8 protein-coding genes are annotated in these 23,663 nt (G+C 63.5%); 6 read left to right on the forward strand and 2 right to left on the reverse strand.

Translation table 11 applies throughout. The features are described from left to right. Positions 1-9: 9 nt before the first annotated feature. From P7F28_RS14590 to P7F28_RS14610, 5 genes are all read left to right on the forward strand, one after another. Positions 10-2,376 (forward strand): DUF802 domain-containing protein, encoded by a 2,367-nt coding sequence (locus P7F28_RS14590; RefSeq protein ID WP_277185229.1) that lies wholly within the window; start codon positions 10-12, stop codon positions 2,374-2,376. Continuing rightward, positions 2,373-3,032: an OmpA family protein gene (locus P7F28_RS14595; RefSeq protein WP_277185230.1), complete on the forward strand. Its 660-nt coding sequence runs from the start codon at positions 2,373-2,375 to the stop codon at positions 3,030-3,032. Before P7F28_RS14590 ends, P7F28_RS14595 begins: the two co-directional genes overlap by 4 nt. Then, complete coding sequence (locus P7F28_RS14600; protein WP_277185231.1) at positions 3,025-3,570, forward strand: DUF2894 domain-containing protein; 546 nt, start codon at positions 3,025-3,027, stop codon at positions 3,568-3,570. The genes P7F28_RS14595 and P7F28_RS14600 overlap by 8 nt, the downstream gene beginning before the upstream one ends. A 275-nt stretch (positions 3,571-3,845) precedes the next feature. Then, positions 3,846-15,629, forward strand: coding sequence for a YDG domain-containing protein (locus P7F28_RS14605; RefSeq protein ID WP_277185232.1), 11,784 nt, complete (start codon positions 3,846-3,848; stop codon positions 15,627-15,629). A gap of 90 nt (positions 15,630-15,719) precedes the next feature. Beyond that, positions 15,720-17,423 carry a ShlB/FhaC/HecB family hemolysin secretion/activation protein gene (locus P7F28_RS14610; RefSeq protein WP_277185233.1) on the forward strand — a complete coding sequence of 568 codons (1,704 nt, stop codon included), beginning with the start codon at positions 15,720-15,722 and terminating at the stop codon, positions 17,421-17,423. A 3-nt stretch (positions 17,424-17,426) separates the two neighbouring features. On the opposite strand, the gene P7F28_RS14615 is transcribed toward P7F28_RS14610, so the two are convergent. Both P7F28_RS14615 and P7F28_RS14620 read right to left on the reverse strand, forming a co-directional pair. Then, positions 17,427-22,259, reverse strand: coding sequence for a response regulator (locus tag P7F28_RS14615; RefSeq protein WP_277185234.1), 4,833 nt, complete (start codon positions 22,257-22,259; stop codon positions 17,427-17,429). Positions 22,260-22,446: 187 nt separating this feature from the next. Then, positions 22,447-23,235: a substrate-binding domain-containing protein gene (locus tag P7F28_RS14620; protein ID WP_277185235.1), complete on the reverse strand. Its 789-nt coding sequence runs from the start codon at positions 23,233-23,235 to the stop codon at positions 22,447-22,449. Positions 23,236-23,403: 168 nt separating this feature from the next. Between P7F28_RS14620 and P7F28_RS14625 the strand changes: the two genes are divergently transcribed. Then, positions 23,404-23,658, forward strand: coding sequence for a DUF6723 family protein (locus tag P7F28_RS14625; RefSeq protein ID WP_277185236.1), 255 nt, complete (start codon positions 23,404-23,406; stop codon positions 23,656-23,658). Positions 23,659-23,663 lie beyond the last annotated feature (5 nt).

Below are 23,663 nucleotides of genomic sequence, written 5' to 3' on the forward strand. Positions count from 1 at the left end.
TGGTACGCCATGCCTCGCTATCTCTTGAACGTTGCAGTGTTTCTGGCCGGTCTCGCCGCGGTATGCGGCATCGCGGTCGGCTATATCGGCTCGAATTTTCTGGCGCTCGCGGTCACCTTGCTGATCGGCGCGTGCTATCTGGCCGGCGCATCCGAATTGCAGCGCTATCAGCAGACCACGCAAGCCTTCGCGCGCGTGCTCGATGCCCTGCACACGCCGCCCAAAAGCCTCGGCGTATGGCTGGAAAATCTGCCCGCGACGCTGCGCAATGCCGTGCGTTTGCGCGTGGAAGGCGAGCGCAGCGCCTTGCCGGGCCCGGCGCTGACGCCGTATCTGGTCGGCTTGCTGGTTTTGCTTGGGATGCTTGGCACGCTGCTCGGCATGGTCGTGACCTTGCGCGGCACGGGCGCGGCGCTCGAAAGCGCAACCGATCTTTCCGCGATTCGCTCATCGCTGGCGGCGCCGGTGACGGGCCTGAGTTTCGCGTTCGGCACCTCGATCGCGGGCGTCGCGACATCGGCGATGCTGGGTTTGCTGTCCGCCTTGTGCCGCCGCGAACGTATGCTGGCCGCGCAGACGCTGGACCTCAAGATCTCGACGACGCTGCGTTCGTTTACGCCGATCCACCAGCGCGAGGAATCGTTCCGGCTGATGCAGCGGCAGGCGGACATCATGCCGAAACTCGCCGAACGCCTCGACGCGATGATGCACGCCATCGAACAACACAGCATGGCGGCGAACGAGCGGCAGATCGTCAATCAGGACGCGTTTCATGCGAAGACGGAGACGGCGTATCGGCGTTTGGCAAACTCGGTGGAGCAGTCGCTGAAGCAGAGCGTGGCGGACAGCGCGCGGGCCGCGAGCGCCGCGTTGCAGCCGATCATGCAGACGACGATGGACGGCATCGCGCGGGAAACGGCAGCGTTGCAGGGCAAAGTGGAACAAGCCGTCGCGCAGCAACTCGATGGCCTGAAACACGGCTTCGAAGCATCGACGGAAAAGGTCGCGGATATCTGGACGCGTTCGCTCGACGGGCATCGCCAGTCGAATGCCAATCTGGTCGATGGCGTCGCCGCGCAGATCGGCGCGCTGAATGCGGGCTTCGAGTCGATGCTGGCGAAACACGCCGAATCGAGCGAGTTGCAAACGCAAGCGGCGGAGCAACGCGCGGACAGGCTGATCGATAACGTTGCGACGCAAGTGGGCGCATTGAACGCCGGTTTCGAGTCGATGCTCAGCAAACACGCGCAATCCAGCGATGCCTTGGTCACCAAGATGGACGCTTCGACCGATCGCTTCGCCGAGCAACATGCGCAAGCGGGCGAGGCCATCGCCGCGCGTATGAACGATGCGTTGCAGCGTATCGCGCAGAGCTTCGACGAGCGTTCGACCACGTTGATCGATGGCGTGGCATCGCGCCTCGAAACCACGTCGTCGGGTTTGTCGCAGACGTGGCGCGACGCGCTCACGCAGCAGACGCAGGCCGGCGAAACGCTCGCCGCACAGCATGAAAAGGCCTTGAATAAGGCATCGGCGAACTTCGAACACCATGCGGCATCGCTATTGAATTCGATGGACCGCTCGCACGCGGACCTGCGCACCGAACTCGCCGCGAACCACGAAGCGCGTCTGACCGCATGGAACGATTCGCTCGCCGCGCTCGCCTCCACATTGCGCGAAGAATGGCAGGCCGCGAACGCATCGACGGCGGCGCATCAGAAGCAAATCTGCGACACGCTGGAGCAGACCGCCAGCAATGTCTCCGCGCAAACCGAAGCGCATGCGAAGGCCACCATCGCGCAGATCGAAGGGCTGGTGCAGACCGCATCCGAAGCTCCGAAGGCGGCCGCCGAGGTCATCGCCGAACTGCGCCAGCAATTGTCCGATTCGATGGTCCGCGACACCGCCATGCTCGATGAGCGCGCGCGTCTGTTGTCCACGCTCGAAACACTGCTCGATGCGGTGAATCACGCATCGAAGGAACAGCGCGTCGCCGTCGATGCGCTCGTCGCGAGTTCCGCCGATCTGCTCGAACGCGTCGGTACGCAGTTCACGGACAAGGTCGAAACCGAAACCGCGCGCCTTGGCGAAGTGGCCGCGCATGTCACCGGCAGCGCAGTGGAAGTCGCGAGTTTGTCGGATGCGTTCGGCTCGGCGGTGCAGGCATTTGGGACATCGAACGAATTGCTGGTGACGCAGTTGCAGCGCATTGAAGGCGCGCTCGACAAGTCGCTTGCGCGCAGCGACGAACAGCTTGCGTACTACGTTGCGCAGGCGCGTGAAGTGATCGATCTGAGCCTGATGTCGCAGAAGCAGATTGTCGAGGACTTGCAGCATATCGCCGCGCAACGCGCGACAGGAGCGCGTGCCGCATGAGCAGCGAAGATTTCGACGGCGGTGTCGAAACCGCCGCGCCGGTCTGGGCCGCATTTGCCGATCTGATGTCGGTGTTGCTCGGCGCATTCGTGCTGATTCTGGTCGGTGTCATCGGCGTGCAATTGCAACTCTCGACACGGCTCGATGAAGCCATCAAGCAGCAACAAGAAGAAGCGCAGCGACGCAAGTCGCTCGAACAGGCGCTCGCGGGGCCGCTCGCTTCGGGACGCGTGACGCTGGTGAACGGGCGCATCGGGATCAGCGGGAATGTGTTGTTTGCGCTGAACTCGGATCAGTTGCAACCGCAAGGGCGCGATGTGTTGAAGAGTCTCGCCGGTCCGCTGCGCGCGTATCTGGATTCGCACGATCAGACGCTGATGGTGAGCGGTTTCGCCGACGATCAGCAAGTGCACGAAGGCAATCGGCGTTTCGCGGATAACTGGGAACTGTCGGCCAAGCGCGCGCTGACCGTCACGCGCGCATTGATCGATGCAGGCGTGCCCGCGTCCACGGTATTTGCGGCTGCGTTCGGATCGGAGCAGCCCGTCACGCCGAACAAGGACGACGAAAGCCGCGCGAAGAATCGGCGCGTGGAGATATCGGCGGTGCCGAAGCCTACGAACACCAATACCAGCACGACCATCAAACATGATTGAGCGCGTGATGGCATCGCTCGAAGCATGGCGCGCATCCGGCGATGATCGCGTGAATCGCGTGCGCTTTCGTATGATCGAGGCGTTCGCGCTTCGTGCATCGCAATACGAAGGCGAAGCGCGGCGTGTGATGGACGCGCGTTTGTCGGCACTGGTCGAAGCGTACGAACAAGACGTCGCGAATAAAAAAGAAGCAGACGACGTTTCGGCAGAAAGCCCGCTCGCCCAACTTCTGCAAGAGATGCACCAACGCGCCGGGACTCACGCCGCGCCCGCGGAATTGGCCGATTATCTTCGCGCGGTTTGGTCCAGAGTCAGCGCGGAAAAGCGCCTGCGCGAATCGCTTGCGCAAGTGCCTAAAAACGCGGGGCCTTTGAATTCCAGCAGCCTCGTGCATCGCTCGCTTTCATTGATGCGCGAAGCCTCGCCCGAGTATTTGCAGCATTTTCTCAGCTATCTCGACTCGCTCGCCTGGCTGGAAGACACCACCGCGCGCCCCGCGCCGACGAGCACGCCATCACGCAACAAACGCGGCGGCTGATCCGCGCGATGGTGTCGGTCCGGCGTTGCTGCGCAAACTGAACGAATCACCTCGATTGTTGCCGAACGCTGCGCTTCGTTTCACGTTGCAAAGCAATTGATACGAACAGCTAAGCAAATCGAAACGATACCGTGACGAAGCGAGAATCGATCATCCTTCACACTGGTTAAACCGCAAACTCTGCACTACCTTTACCTTGTAAATACGGGTAGAGGAAAGTTTGGCGATAGGGTCTGAATGCCCGGCAACACCTCGCCCCGACGACCGGTGATGCCATGAATCATGTCTATCGCTTGTGCTGGAATCGTTCGCTTGCGCAATGGGTGGTCGCGTCGGAACTGGCGAAAGGCGGACGAAGGATTGCGGCGTGCGTGCTTGCGGGCGCCTCGTGCGCAACGTTTGCGGCAGGCGGTCCTGGCGGTGGACAGATCGTGTCGGGTGTCGGCAGTATCAGCGAATCGGGCGTGACCACCACGATTCAGCAATCGAGCCAGACGCTCAGACTCAACTGGCAAAGCTTCAATGTCGATGCCGCGCATACCGTCGATTTCGTACAGCCGGGCCGCAACGCGCTCGCCGTCAATCGCATTCAAAGCAGCACGCCCAGCGCGATTTTCGGGCGGCTGAATGCCAATGGTCAGGTCTGGCTCATCAATCCCAACGGCGTGTTGTTCGGGCCGTCTGCGCAGGTCAATGTGGGCGGCATTGTCGCGTCCACGCTCGATGTCGATGCAAACACGCTGAGCGGCAACACGCGCACGTTCAGCGGCGCGGGGCGCGGAAGTATCGTCAATCAAGGGTCGATCGTCGCGGCGGATGGCGGCTATGTTGCGCTGCTCGGCAATCGCGTGTCGAATCAGGGCGTGGTGTCGGCGCGGCTCGGCACGGTGGCGCTCGCGGGCGGCAGCGCGGCGACGCTGACCTTCGACGGTTCACGCCTGCTTCACGTCGAAGTCGATGCCAGCACGCTCGGCAATCTCGCGGAAAACCGGCAATTGCTGGTCGCGGACGGCGGGCAGGTCGTCATGACGGCGGGCGCAAAAAACGAGCTGCTCGCGAGCGTGGTGAATAACACGGGCGAAGTGCGCGCGCGGACCGTCGGCGAGCAACAGGGCAAGATCGTGCTGCTCGGCGGCATGCAGGCGGGACAGGTGAACGTCGGCGGCACGCTGGATGCAAGTGCGCCCGAGGGCGGCGACGGCGGATCGATCGAAACATCGGCGGCGCATTTCAATCTCGCGCCGGACGCGCATATCACGGCAGCCGCGCCTGATGGACACGCTGGCAACTGGCTCGTCGATCCAACCAATCTCACCATCGACGCCACGACGGCGAGCACGGTATCGAACACCTTGCAAGGCGGCACCAGCGTCACGGAGCAGACCACGGCAACTGGCGCGACCGGTCCCGGCGTGCAATCGTCCGGCGCGGGCGATATCAACATCAACGCGCCCGTCACCTGGACCAACGCGGCGGCGAATTTCACCTTGCAGGCGCTGAACGCCATCAACGTGAACGCGGCGGTGAACGGCGCGGGCAATGTGACGATGCAGGCGGGCACCGGCAATCTGAGCATCGCGCCGGGCGCATCGGTGACGGGCGGCGCGGGCGTGGTGCTGGCGACATCGGCGAACTTCGTGAACAACGCGGGGAGCGCGGCGGTGAGTACGGGCACGGCCGCGCCGTGGCGTATCTATTCCACCGATCCCCGGCTCGATACAGCGGGCGGGCTCGCGCCTGCATTTATTCAGTACAACGCGCCATTTCAGACAGCCGCTGCTGCGAGCGGAAACGGCTTTCTTTACAGCCTTGCGCCGACGATTACCGTAACGGGATTGACCGGCACCATCAGCAAGGTCTACGACGGCACGAGCGCTGCGCCACTCACGGGCGCGAATCTCAACGCAAGCGGCCTCATCAACGGCAACACGATTCAAAGCGCTACCGGCACGTACGCCACGCCCAACGCGGGTACGACGATCCGCGTGTCATCGCCTGCGGCGAGTGCGGGTGTGGTCGTGACGGATGCCAGCGGCAAGATTCCCGTGTTCGGTTATGCGCTGGCGGGCGCGGTGACGGCGGATATCGGCATCATCACGCCTGCGCCGCTTGCCGCGACCATCGTCGGCGATCCGACCAAGGTGTACGACGGCTCCGCGTCGGCGTCGCTGGCAGCGGCGAATTACGGCTTGACCGGCTTCGTCGCCGGGCAGGGCGCGACAGTCAATCAGGCTAGTTCGGTTTCCTACGCAACCGGCGATGCAGGCGCGGCGATCCCCGTCAACGCGACGTTCGCATCGACCAGTTTTGTGGCCAATAGCGGCACGAGCCTGTCGAACTACAAGCTGCCGACCAGCGCGACGGGCATGGGCACCATCACGCCCGCGCCGCTGATCGTCACGGGGCTGCTGGCGAACAACAAGGTCTACGACGGCACATCGTCCGATGTGCTCACCGTCAATGGCGCGTCGATTTTCGGGGTCATCAGCACGGACGTGGGACAAGTCACGCTGAACACGGCAGGCGCGACGGGCGTGTTCGCAACATCGAACGCGGGCAGCAATATCGCAGTTTCGGCTGCGGGACTGACGTTGACGGGTGCGCGTGCATCGAACTACAGCATCGCGCCATCGACGAATCTGGCGGCGAATATCACGCCCAAAGCCATCACCGTTTCCGGCGTGACCGCGAATAGTAAGGTGTACGACGCGACGACGGCAGCATCGCTCAATCTCGGCAGCGCCGCGATCACCGGTCTCGTTCCCGCCGATGCCGCCAACGTCACGCTCTCCACCGGTGCCGCAAAAGGCGCGTTCAGCCAGTCGAACGTCGGCAATGCATTGACAGTTTCTGCAACCGGTTTCGCGCTGGCGGGATCGGCGGCGGGTAATTATTCGGTGTCGGCGCTCACCGGCATCACCGCGAATATCACGCCTGCGCCGCTGACCATCAGTTTGCTCGGCGCGCCCTCCAAGGTCTACGACGGCAGCGCGAACGCCACGTTGACCGCATCGGATTATGCGATCTCGGGCTTTGTCGCCGGACAGAACGCGACGGTCGCGCAATCGTCCGCGCAGTATGCGACGGCGAACGCGGGCAACGGCATCACCGTGACCGCGACGCTCGAAGCCTCGGACTTCGCGCCGGCTGCGGGCACGTCGATGTCGAACTATTCGTTTCCTGCCACGCGCACGACGACAAGCGGCGTGATTCGTCCAGCGCCGGTCACGGTGAATATCATTGGGAATCCTACTAAAGTATTCGATGGCAACGCGAACGCCACGCTGAGCGCAGGCAATTACGCCGTGTCGGGCGCGATTCCCGGTCAGTCGATCAGTCTGAATGGGGCGTCCACTTCGGCGCTGTATGCATCGGCGAATGCGGGGTTTCAGGGCGTGAGCGCAACGCTCGGCGGCGCGAATTACGTTGCGGGACCGGGTACGTTGTTGTCGAACTATCTGTTGCCGACGAGCGCGAGCGGCATGGGCACCATCACGCAGAAAGTGATCAGTACGGGATTGACATCCGCAATCACGAACAATCCGACCAAGCTCTACGACGGCACCACGGTCGCGAACATTCCCGCCAATGATTTCACGCTGACGGGCTTTGTCGGCACGGATAGCGCAACGGTCACGCAGACGGTCACCGGGCAATATGCGTCCAAAAATGCCGGGCCGCAGCCCGTGCAGGCGACTCTGACGACATCGGAACTCAGCGCGGGTCCGGGCACGAATCTGAACAATTATGTGTTTCCGGTGACGGCCTTCGGCAACGGCACGATTCTTCCTGCACCGCTCGCCGTATCGATAGTAGGGAATCCTACTAAAGTCTATAACGGCAACGCGACCGCAAACATCAGCAGCGGCAATTTTCAGCTCAACGGCTTTGTCGCGGGCGAGGGCGCGACGATCACGCCGACCACGCAATTCAGCTATGCGCAGGCGAACGCGGGCGCATCGACGATCAGCGGTGCGCTCGTGTCAGGCAACTACGCGGCCAACGCCAACACGCTGCTGAGCAATTACGTGCTGCCGACGATGGCCTCCGGTCCCGGCATCATCACGCCCGCGCCGCTTTACATCATCAACACGTACGCGACCAACAAGGTCTACGACACCACTTCCGCCGATACACTCGACACCAGCCGTTCCACGCTCTCCGGCCTCGTCGCCGCCGATGCGGGCAAGGTCACGCTCAATACATCGACCACGGGCACGTTCGCGCAATCCAATGCAGGCAGCAATATCGCGGTGACGGCGAGCGGCTTCGGCATTTCGGGCAGCGCGGCGGGCAATTACGCGTTGCAGCCGTTGACGGGACTCGTGGCGAACATCACGCCCGCGCAACTCACCGTGGGTGGCGCGGTGGCCAATAGCAAGGTCTATGACGGCACCACGACCGCGACCATCGACAACAGCAAGGTCACGCTCTCCGGTGTGCTCGGCAGCGATAACGTCACGCTGACCGGCGAGAGCGCGACGGGGCGCTTTATCACATCGAACGTGGGCAACAATCTAAGCGTGACGTCGAGCGGATACGCGCTCAGCGGCGCGCAAGCGGGCAATTACACGCTGACGCAGCCAGCCGGGTTGTTCGCCAACATCACGCCTGCGCCGCTCAATGTAGTGATCAGCGGGAATCCGGTGAAGGGTTATGACGGAACCACATCGGTCAGGCTCGGTTCGGCGGATTTCACGGTGACGGGCTTTGTCGGCAATCAGAGCGGACAGGTCGCGCAGGCAGCGTCCAGCGGCTATCTGTCGCCAAACGCGGGCGTGAATGTGGGCTTGAGCGCGACGCTGGAACCATCGGATTATGTGGCGGGCGCGGGCACGAATCTGTCGAACTATCGCTTGCCGACGAGCGCGACCGGCACGCTCGGGCAGATCACGCCGAAGATCATCGATCTGACCGGGTCGCGCGTATATGACGGCACGACCAATGCCAACGCCGCTCTGTTCACGAACGCGGGCACGGTCGCCGGTATCAACGGGCAGACGCTGAGCTTGAGCGGCGCGGGCACGCTTGCGAGCAAGAACGTCGGCAGTCAGGTGGCGTTCACGGCGGGCACGCTGGCGCTCGGAAACGGCACGGGACTGGCGAGCAACTACACGCTGGCGGGTGGCATCGACTGGGTGACGATCACGCCCGCGACGCTCACGGTGATCGGCACGATCGCCAGCAGCCGCGTGTACGACGGCACCACCGCCGATGCGCTGCAAGGCGCGCAATTGTCCGGCGCCATCGCGGGCGACGATGTCGTGCTCGGCAACGCGGCGACCGGCAGCTTCGCCAACAAGAACGCGGGCACGGGCAAGGCGGTATCGACGAACATGAGCGTGTCGGGCGCGGATGCCGTCAATTACAAGCTCGTGCAGCCGACCGGTCTCACCGCCAACATCACGCCGCTGGCCATCACGGTGAACGCGACCGGCAACAACAAAGCCTACGACGCGACCACCGCGGCCAACGTGAATCTCACCAGCACGGGCGTGCTCGCGGGCGACAACATCGTTTTCACCGACACCACCGCCAACTTCGCGCAAGCCAATGTGGGCAATAACATCGCGATTGCGGTGCTGGGTATCGGCGCGACGGGCACGGATGCGGGCAATTACGCGCTGCTCAATCCGACGGCCGCGACCAGCGCCAATATCACGCCGTTCGTGCTCAATCTCCAGGGCACGCGCGTGTACGACACGACCACGAGCGCCGCCGCCAGTCTCTTCGGCAACAAGGGCACGCTGACGGGCGTCGCGGGACAGACGCTCACGCTCGGCGGCGCGGGGACGCTGGCGAGCAAGACGGCGGGGACGCAGAAGGCGTTTGCATCGAATGGATTGAGCGGTTTTACGCTGACCGGCAACGGCGCGGCGCTCGCCAGCAATTACACGCTTACGGGCGGCACCGATTGGGTCACGGTCACGCGCGCGCCGCTGACGGTCACGGGCACGAGCGCGCTGAGCAAGACGTACAACGGCACCACCGCCGCGCAATTGCAGGGCGCAACGCTCGTCGGCGTGCTCGGCGCGGACGCCGTCACGCTCGGCAATACGGCGACGGGCACGTTCAACAACAAGAACGTCGGCCAAGCCAAGCCGGTGACGGCGAGCATGACCCTCTCCGGCGCCGATGCCGCGAATTACGCGCTGACGCAGCCAGCGGGCCTTACCGCCAACATCACGCCGCTGGGCATTACGGTGAACGCAGCGGGCATCAGCAAGGTCTATGACGGCACGACGACTGCGCGCGTCACGTTCACCAGCCCCGGCCTCGTTTCCGGCGATAAAGTCACCTTCACCGATACCGCCGCCACCTTCGCGCAGTCCAACGTCGGCACGAATGTGCCGGTATCGGTCGCGGGCATCGGCGCGACGGGCACGGATGCGGCCAATTACACGCTGCTCAATTCGACGGCGAGCGCCACCGCGAACATCACGCCCTTCGTGCTGAACCTCAGCGGCACGCGCGTCTACGATGCACGAACCGATGCGAACGCGAGCCTGTTCGGATCGAACGGTTTGCTGACGGGCGTGGCCGGACAGACGCTCACGCTTTCCGGCACCGGCGTTTTATCGACGAAGAACGTGGGCACGCAGCAGGCGTTTGCATCGAATGGATTGAGCGGTTTCACGCTGACCGGCAACGGCACGGCGCTCGCCAGCAACTACACGCTCACGGGTGGAAAGGACGGCGTGACCGTCGTGCCTGCGACGCTGGCCGTCACCGGCACCACGGTCAATACCAAGGTCTACGATGCAACCACTGCCGCAAGCTTGAGCGGCGCGACGCTCGCAGGCGTACTCGGCACCGATGCCGTCACGCTCGGCACCGCGGGCACCGGCACGTTCAACAACAAGAACGTCGGCGCAGGCAAACCGGTCACGCCCGCGACCATGACGATTTCCGGCACCGATGCCGCGAACTATGTGCTCGTGCAGCCCACCGGTCTGAGCGGCACGGTCACGCCGCGTCCCGTCACGGTGAGCGCGACGGGGCAGAACAAGACCTACGATGGCACGCCGAACGCGACCGTGACGCTGGCGCAATCGGGCGTGATCGCAGGCGACAGCGTGAGCTTCGGGTACGGCGGCGCGAGCTTCGGCACATCGAACGCGGGGACGGGCATCGGCATACAGGTGAGCGGGATTACCGGCAGCGGCGCGGATGCGGGCAATTACGCGTTCAATACGACGGCGGGGGCATCGGCGAATATTTTGCCTGTGGTGCTAAATCTGACCGGCACGCGGGTTTATGACGGCACGACGGGCGCGATTTCTACGCTGTTCGGCAATAGCGGCGTGCTGAACGGCGTTGCAGGGCAAACGCTGACGCTTTCCGGCGCGGGTTCCTTATCGACGAAAAACGTCGGCACGCAGCAGCCTTTGGCTACCAACGGCCTCACGCTGACGGGAAACGGCGCGGCGCTGGCGAGCAATTACACGTTCGCGGGCGGTATCGATTGGGTGACGGTCACGCCGTTGCCGATCACGGTGAACGCCATCGCGCAGAACAAGACCTATGACGCGACGACAGCCGCGAACGTCGCGCTGAACAGCACCGGCGTGCTCGCGGGCGACATCGTCACGTTCGGCGATACCTCCGCCAACTTCACGACGCCGAATGCGGGAAGCGCGGTGCCGGTGACCGTGGCAGGCATCACCGCGAGCGGCGCCGATGCGCGCAACTACAGCTTTGCCACGACCGCGACGACGAGCGCGACGATATCGCCCGTGGTATTGAATCTGACCGGCACGCGGGTTTATGACGGCACGACGGGCGCTGCTTCTACGTTGTTCGGCAGCAACGGCGTGCTGAATGGCGTCGCGGGGCAAACGCTGACGGTTTCCGGCGCGGGTACGTTGCCGACGAAGAACGTCGGTACGCAGCAGCCTTTGGCGACGAGCGGTCTCACGCTGACCGGAAACGGCGCGGCATTGGCGAGTAACTACACGTTCGCGGGCGGCATCGATTGGGTGACGGTGACGCCGCTTGCCGTGACGATCGGCGCGATCGGACAGAACAAGACGTACGACGCGACGACGAACGCGCAAGTCGCGTTGAGCGAGAAAGGCGTGCTGGCAGGCGATAACGTCGCGTTCGATTACGCGTCCGCGAACTTCAATACGCCCAATGCGGGCGCGAATATTCCCGTGCAGGTTTCGGGGATTACGGCAAGCGGTGCCGATGCGCGCAATTACAGTTTTTCCACGAACGCGACTACGATCGCGACGATATCGCGTGTCGTGTTGAATCTGACCGGCACACGGGTTTATGACGGCACGACGGGCGCGGGTTCTGCGTTGTTTGGCAATAACAGCGTGCTCGATGGCATCGCCGGGCAAACCCTGACGCTTTCAGGTGCGGGCACGCTATCGACGAAGAATGTTGGTACGCAGAAGCCTTTGACGACCAACGGCCTCACGCTGACCGGCAACGGCGCGGCGTTGGCGAGCAACTACACGCTGACGGGCGGTATCGATTGGGTGACGGTGACGCCGCTTGCGATCACGGTCGGCGCAATCGGCCAGAACAAGACGTACGACGCAACGACGAACGCGCAAGTCGCGTTGAACCAGACCGGCGTGCTCGCGGGCGATAACGTCAGCTTTAACTACGCATCCGCGAACTTCACGACGCCGAACGCAGGCACGAACATTCCCGTGCAAGTCTCAGGCATCACCGCCAGCGGCAGCGATGCCGCCAACTACACGATCAACGCGACGACCAGCACGGCGGCGAACATCGCGCCAGTTGTGCTGAATCTCACCGGCACGCGCGTGTATGACGGCACAACGGGCGCTGTTTCTACGCTGTTCGGCGATAACGGTGTGCTCAACGGCGTCGCGGGACAAACGCTGACGGTTTCAGGCGCGGGCACATTGCCGACCAAGAACGTCGGTGCGCAACAGCCTTTGGCAACGAACGGACTCACGCTGACGGGCAATGGCGCGGCATTGGCGAGCAACTACACGCTGGCGGGCGGTATCGATTGGGTGACGGTCACGCCGCTTGCGATCACGATCAGCGCGATCGGCCAGAACAAGACGTATGACGCGACGACGAACGCGAAAGTCGCGTTGAACGAGCAAGGCGTGCTCGCAGGCGATAACGTCGCGTTCGATTACTCCTCCGCGAACTTCAATACGCCCAATGCGGGCGCGAATATTCCTGTGCAAGTCTCGGGCATCACCGCAAGCGGCGCGGATGCAGTGAACTACAGCTTCTTATCGAACGCGACGGCGAGCGCGACTATCGCGCCTGCGATGTTGAATCTCACGGGCACGCGTGTGTATGACGGCACGGCGGGCGCTGTTTCTACGCTGTTCGGCGATAACGGCGTGCTGAACGGCGTCGCGGGGCAAACGCTGACGGTTTCAGGCTCGGGCACGCTGCCGACCAAAAACGTCGGCACACAGCAGCCTTTGACAACGAACGGATTCACGCTGACCGGCAACGGCGCGGCGCTGGCGAGTAATTACACGCTGGCGGGCGGTATCGATTGGGTGACGGTCACGCCGCTTGCCATCACGATCAGCGCGATCGGCCAGAACAAGACATATGACGCGACGACGAACGCGCAAGTCGCGTTGAACGAAACCGGCGTGCTGGCGGGCGACAACATCGCGTTCAACTACGCGTCCGCGAATTTCACGACGCCGAACGCAGGCACGAACATTCCCGTGCAGGTCGCAGGCATCACCGCCAGCGGCAATGACGCATCAAATTACACGATCAACGCAGCGACAACGACCACAGCGAACATCGCGCCTGTCGTGCTGAATCTGACGGGCACGCGCGTGTATGACGGCACGGCCGGCGCGAACGCCAATCTCTTCGGCACTAACGGCGTGCTCAACGGCATCGCAGGGCAAACGCTGACGCTTTCAGGTGCTGGCACGTTATCGACGAAAAACGTCGGTACGCAGCAGCCTTTGGCAACCAACGGCCTCACGCTGACGGGCAACGGCGCGGCGCTCGCGAGCAACTACACGCTGGCAGGCGGTATCGATTGGGTGACGGTGACGCCGCTTGCGATCACGCTCACAGCCACAGGCCAGAACAAAACATACGACGCGACGACAAACGCACAAGTCGCGCTGAACGAGCAAGGCGTGCTCGCAGGCGATAACGTCAGCTTCAACTATGCGTCCGCGGACTTCACAACGCCGAACGCAGGCACCAACATTCCCGTGCAGGTTGCAGGCATCACCGCCAGCGGCAATGACGCATCAAATTACACGATCAACGCAACGGCAAGCACCACAGCGAACATCGCGCCCGTCGTGTTGAATCTCACCGGCACGCGCGTGTACGACGGCACGACAGGCGCGAACGCGAATCTCTTCGGCACCAACGGCGTGCTCGACGGCATCGCCGGACAAACGCTCACGCTAAGCGGAGCCGGCACGCTGCCGAGCAAGAACGTCGGCACGGAACAGCCGCTTGCGACCGATGGCTTCACGCTGACGGGCAACGGCGCGGCGTTGGCGGGGAACTACACGTTCGCGGGCGGCATCGATTGGGTGACCGTTACGCCGAAGCCGATCGTCATCAGCTTTACGCCGTTGAGCAAGACCTACGACGGCACCACGGCCGCGCAGTTCACCGGACTGCATATACAAGGCCTGCTCGGCGGCGATGCAGCCACCGTCACCGCGAACGGCGCGACCTTCAGTTCACCGAACGTGGGCGGCGGCAATATCGTGGCGCTAACGGGAATCACGGCGAGTGGAATTGGTTTGGGTAACTACACATTCAGTACCACGGCGAGCGCGCCCGCGCAGATTTTGCCCGTCGTGTTGAATCTCACAGGCACGCGTGTATATGACGGCACGACCGTCGCAGCTTCCACATTGTTCGGCAATAACGGCGTGATCAACGGCGTCGCCGGACAAACGCTGACGGTTTCAGGCGCGGGCACGCTATCGACGAAAAACGTCGGCACGCAGCAGCCTTTGGCCACCAACGGACTCACGCTGACCGGCAACGGCTCGGCGCAGGCGGGCAATTACACGCTCGCGGGCGGCATCGATTGGGTGACAGTCCCGCCGCTTGCCATCAACGTCAGCGCGACGGCGGCCAACAAGGTTTATGACGGCACGCGCGCTGCATCGGTCGATCTGTCGGGCAACGGCGTGCTCAAGGGCGATGACGTCAGTTTCAGCGCGCAGTCCGCAAGCTTTGCATCGCCGAATGCGGGGAACGGGATCGATGTCGCGGTGACGGGCATCCAGGGCAGCGGCGCGGCGGCGGGGAACTACACGTTCAATTCGACGGCGACGGCATCGGCGAATATCACGCCGGTCGTGCTCGGTCTGACCGGCAGCCGCGTGTATGACGCGACAACCGGTGTATCGGCGGGATTGTTCGGCGCGAACGGCGTGTTGAATGGCATCAATGGCGAGACGGTCACGTTGTCGGGCAGCGGCGTGCTCGCAAGCAAGAACGTCGGCAATCAAATCAACTTCACGACGGGCACGCTGACGCTCGCAAACGGCAGCGGGCTGGCGAGCAATTACACGCCGGCGGGCGGCATCGACTGGCTGACGATCACGCCCGCGACCTTGCACGTGGTCGGCACGCAGGCGACCAGCCGCTTATACGACGGCAGCATCGCCGATACGCTCTCGGGCGCGACGCTTACAGGCGTGCTCGGCAGCGATCAGGTCACGCTCGTCAACGGCACATCGGGCGCGTTCCACGATCCGGTCATCGGCAACGGCAAGCCGGTCAGCACGGCCATGTCGATCGATGGAACCGACGCGGGCAATTACGTGCTCGTGCAGCCATCGGCCTTGAGCGCGGACATCACCGCGCAGGCCGTGCCGATCACCACCGTGCCCGTGGGCACCTTCGCCAGCACGCAGGCGCTGGTCGGCGCGAACGGCGTCGCCACGCCGTACGGCACCGCGCCTGCCGGTTCGCCGGGCGACACCACCGGCAATCAGAAGCAGGAAGACACACCCGGCGAGCGCAACGTCGCGCGATCCGACTTCAATCCCGGACTCGCGCTGACGGTGATCAACGGAGGAATTCGATTGCCGGCGAATTGAAACGTCAATTGAAACGTCAATGGAAACGTCGTTCGAAAGGAGCGTGCGCAGCGCCGTCTGCGCCGGGAAAAAAAGTCCCCCGCAGAGACCATGACCGAGACACGCGCGACCACTCTCCACAAGACCCGAACCTGCCTCGCCGTCACGTTCGCCACCACCGTGCTCGCGACACACGTCGCGCAGGCTCAGGTGCGCGGCACGCTCCCGCCGAACAGCGGACAATTGCTCCAGCAAGCGCCGCCACCCGCGACGATCGTTCCGCCTTCCAATCTCGATCTCACCATTCAGCGTTCCAGCGAAACGCCTTCCGCCGATACGAAAACCTTCTTCGTCCGCAGGATCGATATCACCGGCAATACCGAATTGCCGACCGCGCTGCTGCACGACGAAATCGCTGCGGGCGAGAACAAGAATCTCACGCTGGCCGATCTCGATGCGCTCGCCAATCACCTGAGCGACGTGTACCACGCGCACGGTTACCCGCTCGCCACGGCCTACGTGCCCGCGCAGACCATCGACGATGGCATCGTGCGGATCGCGGTGGCGGAGGCGCGATACGGCGCGGTATCGATGACCAATAAAAGCGCCGTCTCCGACCGCGTGCTGAACGACACGCTCGCCGCGCTGCAACCGGGCGACGCCATCACCGAATACGCGCTCGAACGCACCTTGTTGCTGCTTCAGGACATTCCCGGCGCGCAGGAAAATGCCACCTTGAAACCGGGCCAGACGGTCGGCACCTCCGATCTGCTTGTCGATGTCACGCCGCAAGCGCGTATCAGCGGCGATGTCGGCATCGACAATTCCGGCGATCCTTATACCGGACGCGTCCGCGGCAGCGGCGCGCTGAATGTCAGTAATCCGCTCGGGCAGGGCGATTTGCTGAGCGTGAGCGCGCTGACGGCGGGACACGGCATGACCTACGGCCGCATGGATTATCGATATCTGCTGAACGGGCAGGGCACCACGCTCGCCGCGACCGTTTCGGGCCTCGACTATCACCTCGGCGGCGATCTTTCCGATCTCGATGCGCATGGCTCCGCTTTCGTCGGCGGCGTGGTGCTGGCGCAGCCGCTGATCCGCAATACGCGCGGCAATCTGTTCGGCCAGGTCGAATACGACTTCAGGCGGCTGAACGACAATATCGACGTGATCGGTTTGCAGAACGATCGCCATACCAACAGCGTGACCGCCACGCTCGCCGGCGATGAACTCGATTCGACCGGCGTGGTGAACGGCCGCATCGCCATGACTTACGGCGTGCTCGCGGCGAACAATCTGCAAACCGATTTCATCGATCAACTCGGCACCGATACGGCGGGCCATTACGTGAAGCTCTCGGTATCGCTGTCGCGCTTGCAACAACTCACGCGGCACGATGCGCTGTATCTCGGCTTTTCAGGGCAGACCGCGAGCAAGAACCTCGATACGTCCGAGCAGTTCTATCTCGGCGGACCGGACAGCGTGCGCGGTTATGGCGTGGGCGTGCTGTCGGGCACGCGCGGTTATCTGGCGACGTTCGAGTATCGGCACGATCTGAGCATTCCGTCGATTCCCGGCATCTGGCAGTTTTCCGTTTTCGTCGATACGGGCTGGGTGCAGGTCTACAAGAACGCGTTCGCGCCGGGGCCGAATACGGGGCAATTGAGCAGCGCGGGCGCGGGCGTGCAGTGGAACGGGCCGTATCGAATCACGATGAGCGCGAGTGTCGCGGTGCCGTTCGGGCGCAAGCCCGAAGTGTTGAGCGCGAGCGTGTCCGTGCATGCGTGGCTGCAGATGCGCAAAGCGTTCTGACTTTTAGCGCACCACCGCCGCATTCAACGCGTTCATCAACGCGAGCGGATCGTAGGGCTTGCGCAATTGGATCGCGCGGGGCAGGGCGCGGCGTTCATCGTCGGTGAGCGTGAGATCGTAGCCGGTGACGAAGACCACGCCGAGATGCGGCGCATCGCGGCAGGCGTTCATCGCGAGGCGCACGCCGGATTCGCCCGCTAAATCCACATCCGTTAGCAGCACTTCGAAGCGCTGTTCGCGCAAGTGCGTCAACGCTTCATCGACGGAACCGGCTTCGGTCAGATCCAGCCCGAAAGTGCGCAGCAATTCCGCGCTGCTCGCCCGCACCAGTTCGTTATCCTCGACGAAAAGTACGCGCATGCGCGCCATCGCGTCCACGGCGTCGGGTTGCGGCGCGTCCACCGTCACGGCGGCAGGCGCATCTTCGATACGCGAATGCAGCCCGAGCACATGCCGCACCTTGCGCGCCAACGCCTCGTGCGTATAAGGCTTGCTCAGCAAGTCGATGCCCTCGTCCAGCCTTCCCGCATGCACGATGGCGTTATCCGTATAACCCGACGTGAACAGCACCGCGATGCCCGGCACGCGTTCGCGTGCCTTACGCGCGAGTTCGGTGCTGCGCAGCGGGCCGGGCATCACGACATCGGTGAACAAGAGGTCGATCGGCACGCCGCTTTCGACGATCGCCAGCGCGCTCTGCGCATCCTTCGCGCGCAGCACGCGATAACCCAAATCGCCGAGCATCGCGACGACGGTGGCGCGCACTTCCTCGTCGTCTTCGACCACCAGAATGGTTTCGCTGCCGCCCTTGGCCGGACCAGTATCGATATCGGTTTCGAGGTCTTCTTCCTGTTTCGCGCGCGGCAGATAGATGCGCACCGTGGTGCCGTGGCCTTCCTCGCTGTACACCTTCACGTGCCCGCCGGATTGCTTGACGAAGCCGTAGACCATCGACAGACCCAGTCCCGTGCCTTGTCCTTCGCGCTTGGTGGTGAAGAACGGCTCGAAGGCGCGTTCCAGCACTTCGGGCGACATGCCCGCGCCGGTATCGGTGACGGCGACCATCACGTACTGGCCGGCCGTGACTTCGGCGTGGCGCAGCGCGTAGGCTTCATCGAGCGAGGCGTTGCCGGCTTCGATGGTCAGCTTGCCGTGACCGCTCATCGCGTCGCGCTCGTTGATCGCCAGATTGAGCAGCGCGTTTTCCACCTGAAATGGATCGACCAGCGTGTTCCACAAGCCGCCCGTCACCACCGTTTCTATTTCGATGCCATCGCCCAGGGCGCGGCGGAACATATCGTCGAGACCGCGTACGAAGCGGCCGAGATTCACCACCTTCCGCGCGAGCGGCTGGCGTCGTCCGAACGCGAGCAATTGCGAAGCGAGATTCGCGCCGCGCGCCACGCCCGCAAGCGCGCTGCGCACGCGTTGCTCGGGCTTTTCGCTGCCCGCGACGTCCTTCGCCAGCAATTGCAGATTGCCGCCGATCACCTGCAACAGGTTATTGAAGTCGTGCGCCACGCCGCCCGTCAGCTTGCCGATGGCCTCCATCTTCTGCGCCATCCGCAGCGCTTCCTCGGCGTGCCGCAGCGCGTCGGCGGTTTCGCGGTCGGTGGTGACGTCGCGGCCCACGCCATGAATGCGCCGCGTATGCGGATCGAGCGACAGATTCCACGCGATCCACCGCCAGCCCTGATCCACGCGTCCGAGCCGGCATTCGTAACGCACCGGCACGCCCGTTTCCCGCAGCCGGTCCAGTTCGATGGAAACGGCGGCCACATCGTCCGTATGCACCAGATCGAGCATGGTGCGCGCGTGCAGGCGTTCGAGGTCCATGCCGAGCACCGTGGACCACGACGGACTCACGCGAAGCAGTGCGCCGTCGAAACTGGTCACGGCGAACAGATCCTCGCTCAGTTCCCACAGACGATCGCGATCCGCGACGGCATCCGCGACGCGGCGTTCAAGCGTTTCGTTCAGCTCGCGCAGCGCGGCCTGCGCCTTGGTGCGCTCGGTGATCTCGTCCTGCGCCGCCTGGAAGAGCCGCGCATTGTCGATGGCGATCGCCGCCTGCGCCGCGATGCCGGTGAGGATGCGCTCGGCGCGTTCATCGAATATGCCGGGTTCGGGGTGGCCGAAGAACAGCCCGCCCAGCACTTCGCCATTACGCGATACGACCGGCGCGGCGAGATAGCTCACCACGCCCAAGTGTCCCTTCGGCATGCCGTGATGCGGCGCGTTCTGGCCGTAGCGCGGATCCTTCGTGATGTCGTCCGAGCGCACGATGCCTTCGCCGCCGAAAGTCGGCCCGAAGACCGCCGTATTACGCGGCATCGGAAATTGGGAGAAGGTGTCGGTCGGTACGCCGGAAAGCGTGTAGAGCGTGTAGCGGCCACCTGCTTCGTCGAGCACGTTGTAGAAGAACGAGCCGAAGGCCGCGCCCGTGAGTTCGGTGGCGGCATCGACCACGACCTGCACCGCGCGCGATAAATCCAGTTCGCCTGCCACCGCCGTGCCCACACGATTCAGCACTTCCAGCATGCGCGATTCCTCGCGCAGCTTCTGCTCCGTCTCGCGCCGCAAGCGCGCCAGCCGCAGATTGCTCGACACGCGCGCCAGCAACTCGCGCGCGGAAAACGGCTTGGTCAGATAATCGTCCGCGCCCGCTTCGAGACCGCCCACGCGCGCTTCTTCACCCGCGCGCGCCGACAGCAGCACGACCGGCGTGTCGCGGAGCACGTCGTCGGCGCGGATCGCGCGTAGCAGGCCGAAGCCGTCGAGGCGCGGCATCATCACGTCCGAGACGATCACTTCCGGCGACAGATCGCGGACCATTTGCAAAGCGTCTTCGCCATTGGCGGCGACGCTGACTTCGTGGCCCGCCGAGGCAAGCATGCGGCGCATGTAGTCGCGCAGATCGGCGTTGTCATCGACCACGAGCACGCGGCCCTGCACGTCCGCATAAGCCGACTGCATGTCTGATGCACCGAGCGGCGCGTGATCGGCATCGGACAGCAGGACGTCTTCGCGATCCGGACTCCAGCGCAGCGCTTCGTTTACATAGGAGCGCGCGCCGCTGCTCGCCTGCGCGTGCGACAAACCTTCCGCCGATTCCGACGCCGCCGGCAGCGTAATCACGAAGCGCGTGCCTTCGCCCAGCGTGCTGTCGGCATCGATGGTGCCGCCGTGCAGCTTGACCAGTTCCTGCACCATCGCCAGACCAATCCCGCTGCCTTCCACCGATCGTCCTGCCGCGCCCGCCACGCGATGAAACCGCTCGAACACGCGCGCCAGTTCCTGCTTCGAAATGCCGATGCCGGTATCGCGCACGCTCATTTCGATATCGCCCGCCGCGTTATGGCCGAGCGCGATCTCGATGGTCCCTTCGAAGGTGAACTTGTACGCATTCGACAGCAGATTCATCACGACTTTTTCCCACATGTCGCGATCCACCGCCGCGACGATGGGCTCCGCCGCCATGTCGATATACAGCCGCAGACCCGCCGTCTCGATCGCCGAACGGAACAGCGAGGCGAGTTCTACCGTGAACGCGGTGAGATCCGTGCGCTGCACGTGCATTTCGATCCGGCCCGCCTCGATGCGCGAGAAGTCCAGCAGCGCATTCACGAGCTTGAGCAGCCGCAGCCCGTTGCGGTGCATGATTTCGATGATGCGCACGTCCTCGCGCCCGATGCGTTCGGGTTTGGCGAGCATTTCTTCGAGCGGCCCGAGCATCAGCGTGAGCGGCGTTCTGAACTCGTGGCTGATATTGGAAAAGAACGTGGTCTTGGCGCGATCGACTTCCGCGAGCGCTTCGGCGCGGCGGCGTTCTTCGTCGTACGCGTGCGCATAGCCGATGGCCGCGCCGATCTGCCCCGCGACCAGATTCATGAACGCGCGATACGCTTCATCGAATAGCCGATACGGATTGAGGCCCGCGACCAGCACGGCGGCGCGTCCCGTTTCGCCCGATGGCGCAATCGGGATCAGCGCCGCGCGTTGGGGCGCGACATTCCATGCGCCGGCGGGCAGCGGGGTATCGAAAACGTGATCGAGGTTGGTGACGAGGCGCACCTGATTGCTGCGCAAGGTGTCCTGAAGCGGCCACGACGCCACGCGCGCCGCCGCATGTTCCGGTTCGATACCGCTCGTGCCGACCAGCGTCGCCGTATCGCCGCCCGGCTCGATCGCATAGAGCAGCGCGAAGGGCAGATCGCGCGGGGCGGTGCCGAGCGCTTTCATCGAGAGCGCGCAGGCGTCCTGCCAGGTGCGCGCCTTCGCCGCCGATGCCGCCAGTTCGCGCAGCACGCCTAGTTGGCGCTCGCCGAGCACGCGCTGTGTATCGTCGCTGTTGGCGCAGATGATGCCGCCCGCGCCGCCGCGATCGTCGGGAATCGGGCTGTAGGAAAACGTGTAGTACGTTTCCTCCGGAAAACCGTTGCGCTCCATGATGAGCAACTTCTGCTCGACGAACGTCCCTTCGATACCAGCGAGCGCCGTATCCAGCAACGGACCGATATCGCTCCAGATTTCGCGCCAGACAACCGAAGTCGGCTGACCGAGCGCCTGCGGATGCTTGCCGCCGATGATGGACTTGTAAGGGTCGTTATAGAAAAACAGCAGCTCCGGGCCCCAGCCGACCCAGATCGGCTGGCGCGACGTGAGCATGATGCGGATCGCCGTTTTGAGGCTTTGTGGCCAGTGCTCGGGCGAGCCGAGCGACGTTTGCGTCCAGTCGTGATTGCGGATCAGCGCGCCCATTTCACCGCCGCCCAGCAGAAAGCTCGGGTCGAGCCCGTCTGCTCTCGTATCGGGGATCAAATGGTCAGCTTTCACCGACGGCGTGTCTCCTCGCGGCGCATGAACAGGGGTGACGCGGCGGCCCCGCGCGCAGGTTCAGACGTGCGGCGCGGCTAGGCTCTCAAAAGATGGATGCGCCCGCTGTAACGATGCAGACGGGCGTGTTCGGATTCTCGCACGGAACGCGCGGACGTTTCAGTTTCGTGCGGTCAGTTTCCCGCGATCATTTTCCATCGATAGGATCGAGGCCCGTGGCTTTGACCGTCTCCAGCGCCTCGGGCGACGCCAGATAGCGGAGCAGGGCGCGCGCTTCCTCGGGATGCTTCGCGCCTGCGGGAATGCCGGCGGCATAGCGCGTGACGGATTGCATGGGTTCCGGAATCCGGCCGACGAATTGCGCGCCCTTTACCGGCAACAACTCGCTGACCTGCTGAAATCCCATTTCGTACTGGCCATCCGCGACGACGGACGCGACCGGAATCTTTGGCACCATCTTCGCCTTCGGTCTGACCTGATCTTCGATGCCGAGCTTTTTGAACATCTCGTTCTGAATGTAGACGCCGCTCGCGCTATCCGAATACGCAATCGATTTCGCCTGCAGCAGCGTATTGCGCAGCGCATCCACCGTGCCGATATCGGGTTTCGCCGCGCCCTCGCGCACCGACAAGCCGATGCGCGAATCCGCCAGTTCCACGCGTGAGCCGGGTATCACCTTGCCCTGTTTGATGAGGTCGTCGAGCGCATAGCCGACCATGATGACGACGTCCGCCGGTTCGCCGCGCGCGAGGCGATTGGGAATCGCTTCGGGCGATTTGCCCATCGAGGGGCCGAGCGTGGTGTCGAGTGTATTGCCGGTATCGGAAGCGAACTTCGGCCCGAGGATTTTGTACGCTGCGGTGAATCCGCCCGAACTCATCACGTGCAGTTCGGCGGCTTGCGCGGCGACGGGATTGAGGGAAATGAATGCGGGGAAAAGCGCAGCAATGGCCGCGCGGGCGATACAGTTTTTCATGAGGTTCGATCCGTTCGGTGCGGTTTTTTTGCCATATCGTTTCGCACTATACGGGATCGGCTCCGAAGCCTTGTCCTGGCGCGTGCGGAACACTAATTGCTGCGGCAGTCTCACCTCGAATGAGACGCTTTGTCGTCGCTCGTCTACCGCACGATCCATATCCGACTTATGCCGAAATCCTCGCCGCTCTCCGAAGGCTCCGTCTATGAAGGCTTCGATATTTACGCGTCTTATGTGGTGAATGCGACGGGCCTGCACGTCGGCACATTGAAGGTGGTCAGAAAACGCGACAAGCGCGTGCTCTATCCGTTCGATGGCTGCGAGACCATCGGCCCGTACGAGTCGAGTGAAGATGCGCGCAAGGCCGCGCAGGTGCTCGGACAAAGATTGGTCGAAGCGGATATCGCCAATCCGGAGCCTTGAGTCTG

It is taken from the genome of Caballeronia sp. BR00000012568055, from assembly GCF_029439455.1.
In the GTDB taxonomy this organism is placed as follows: domain Bacteria; phylum Pseudomonadota; class Gammaproteobacteria; order Burkholderiales; family Burkholderiaceae; genus Caballeronia.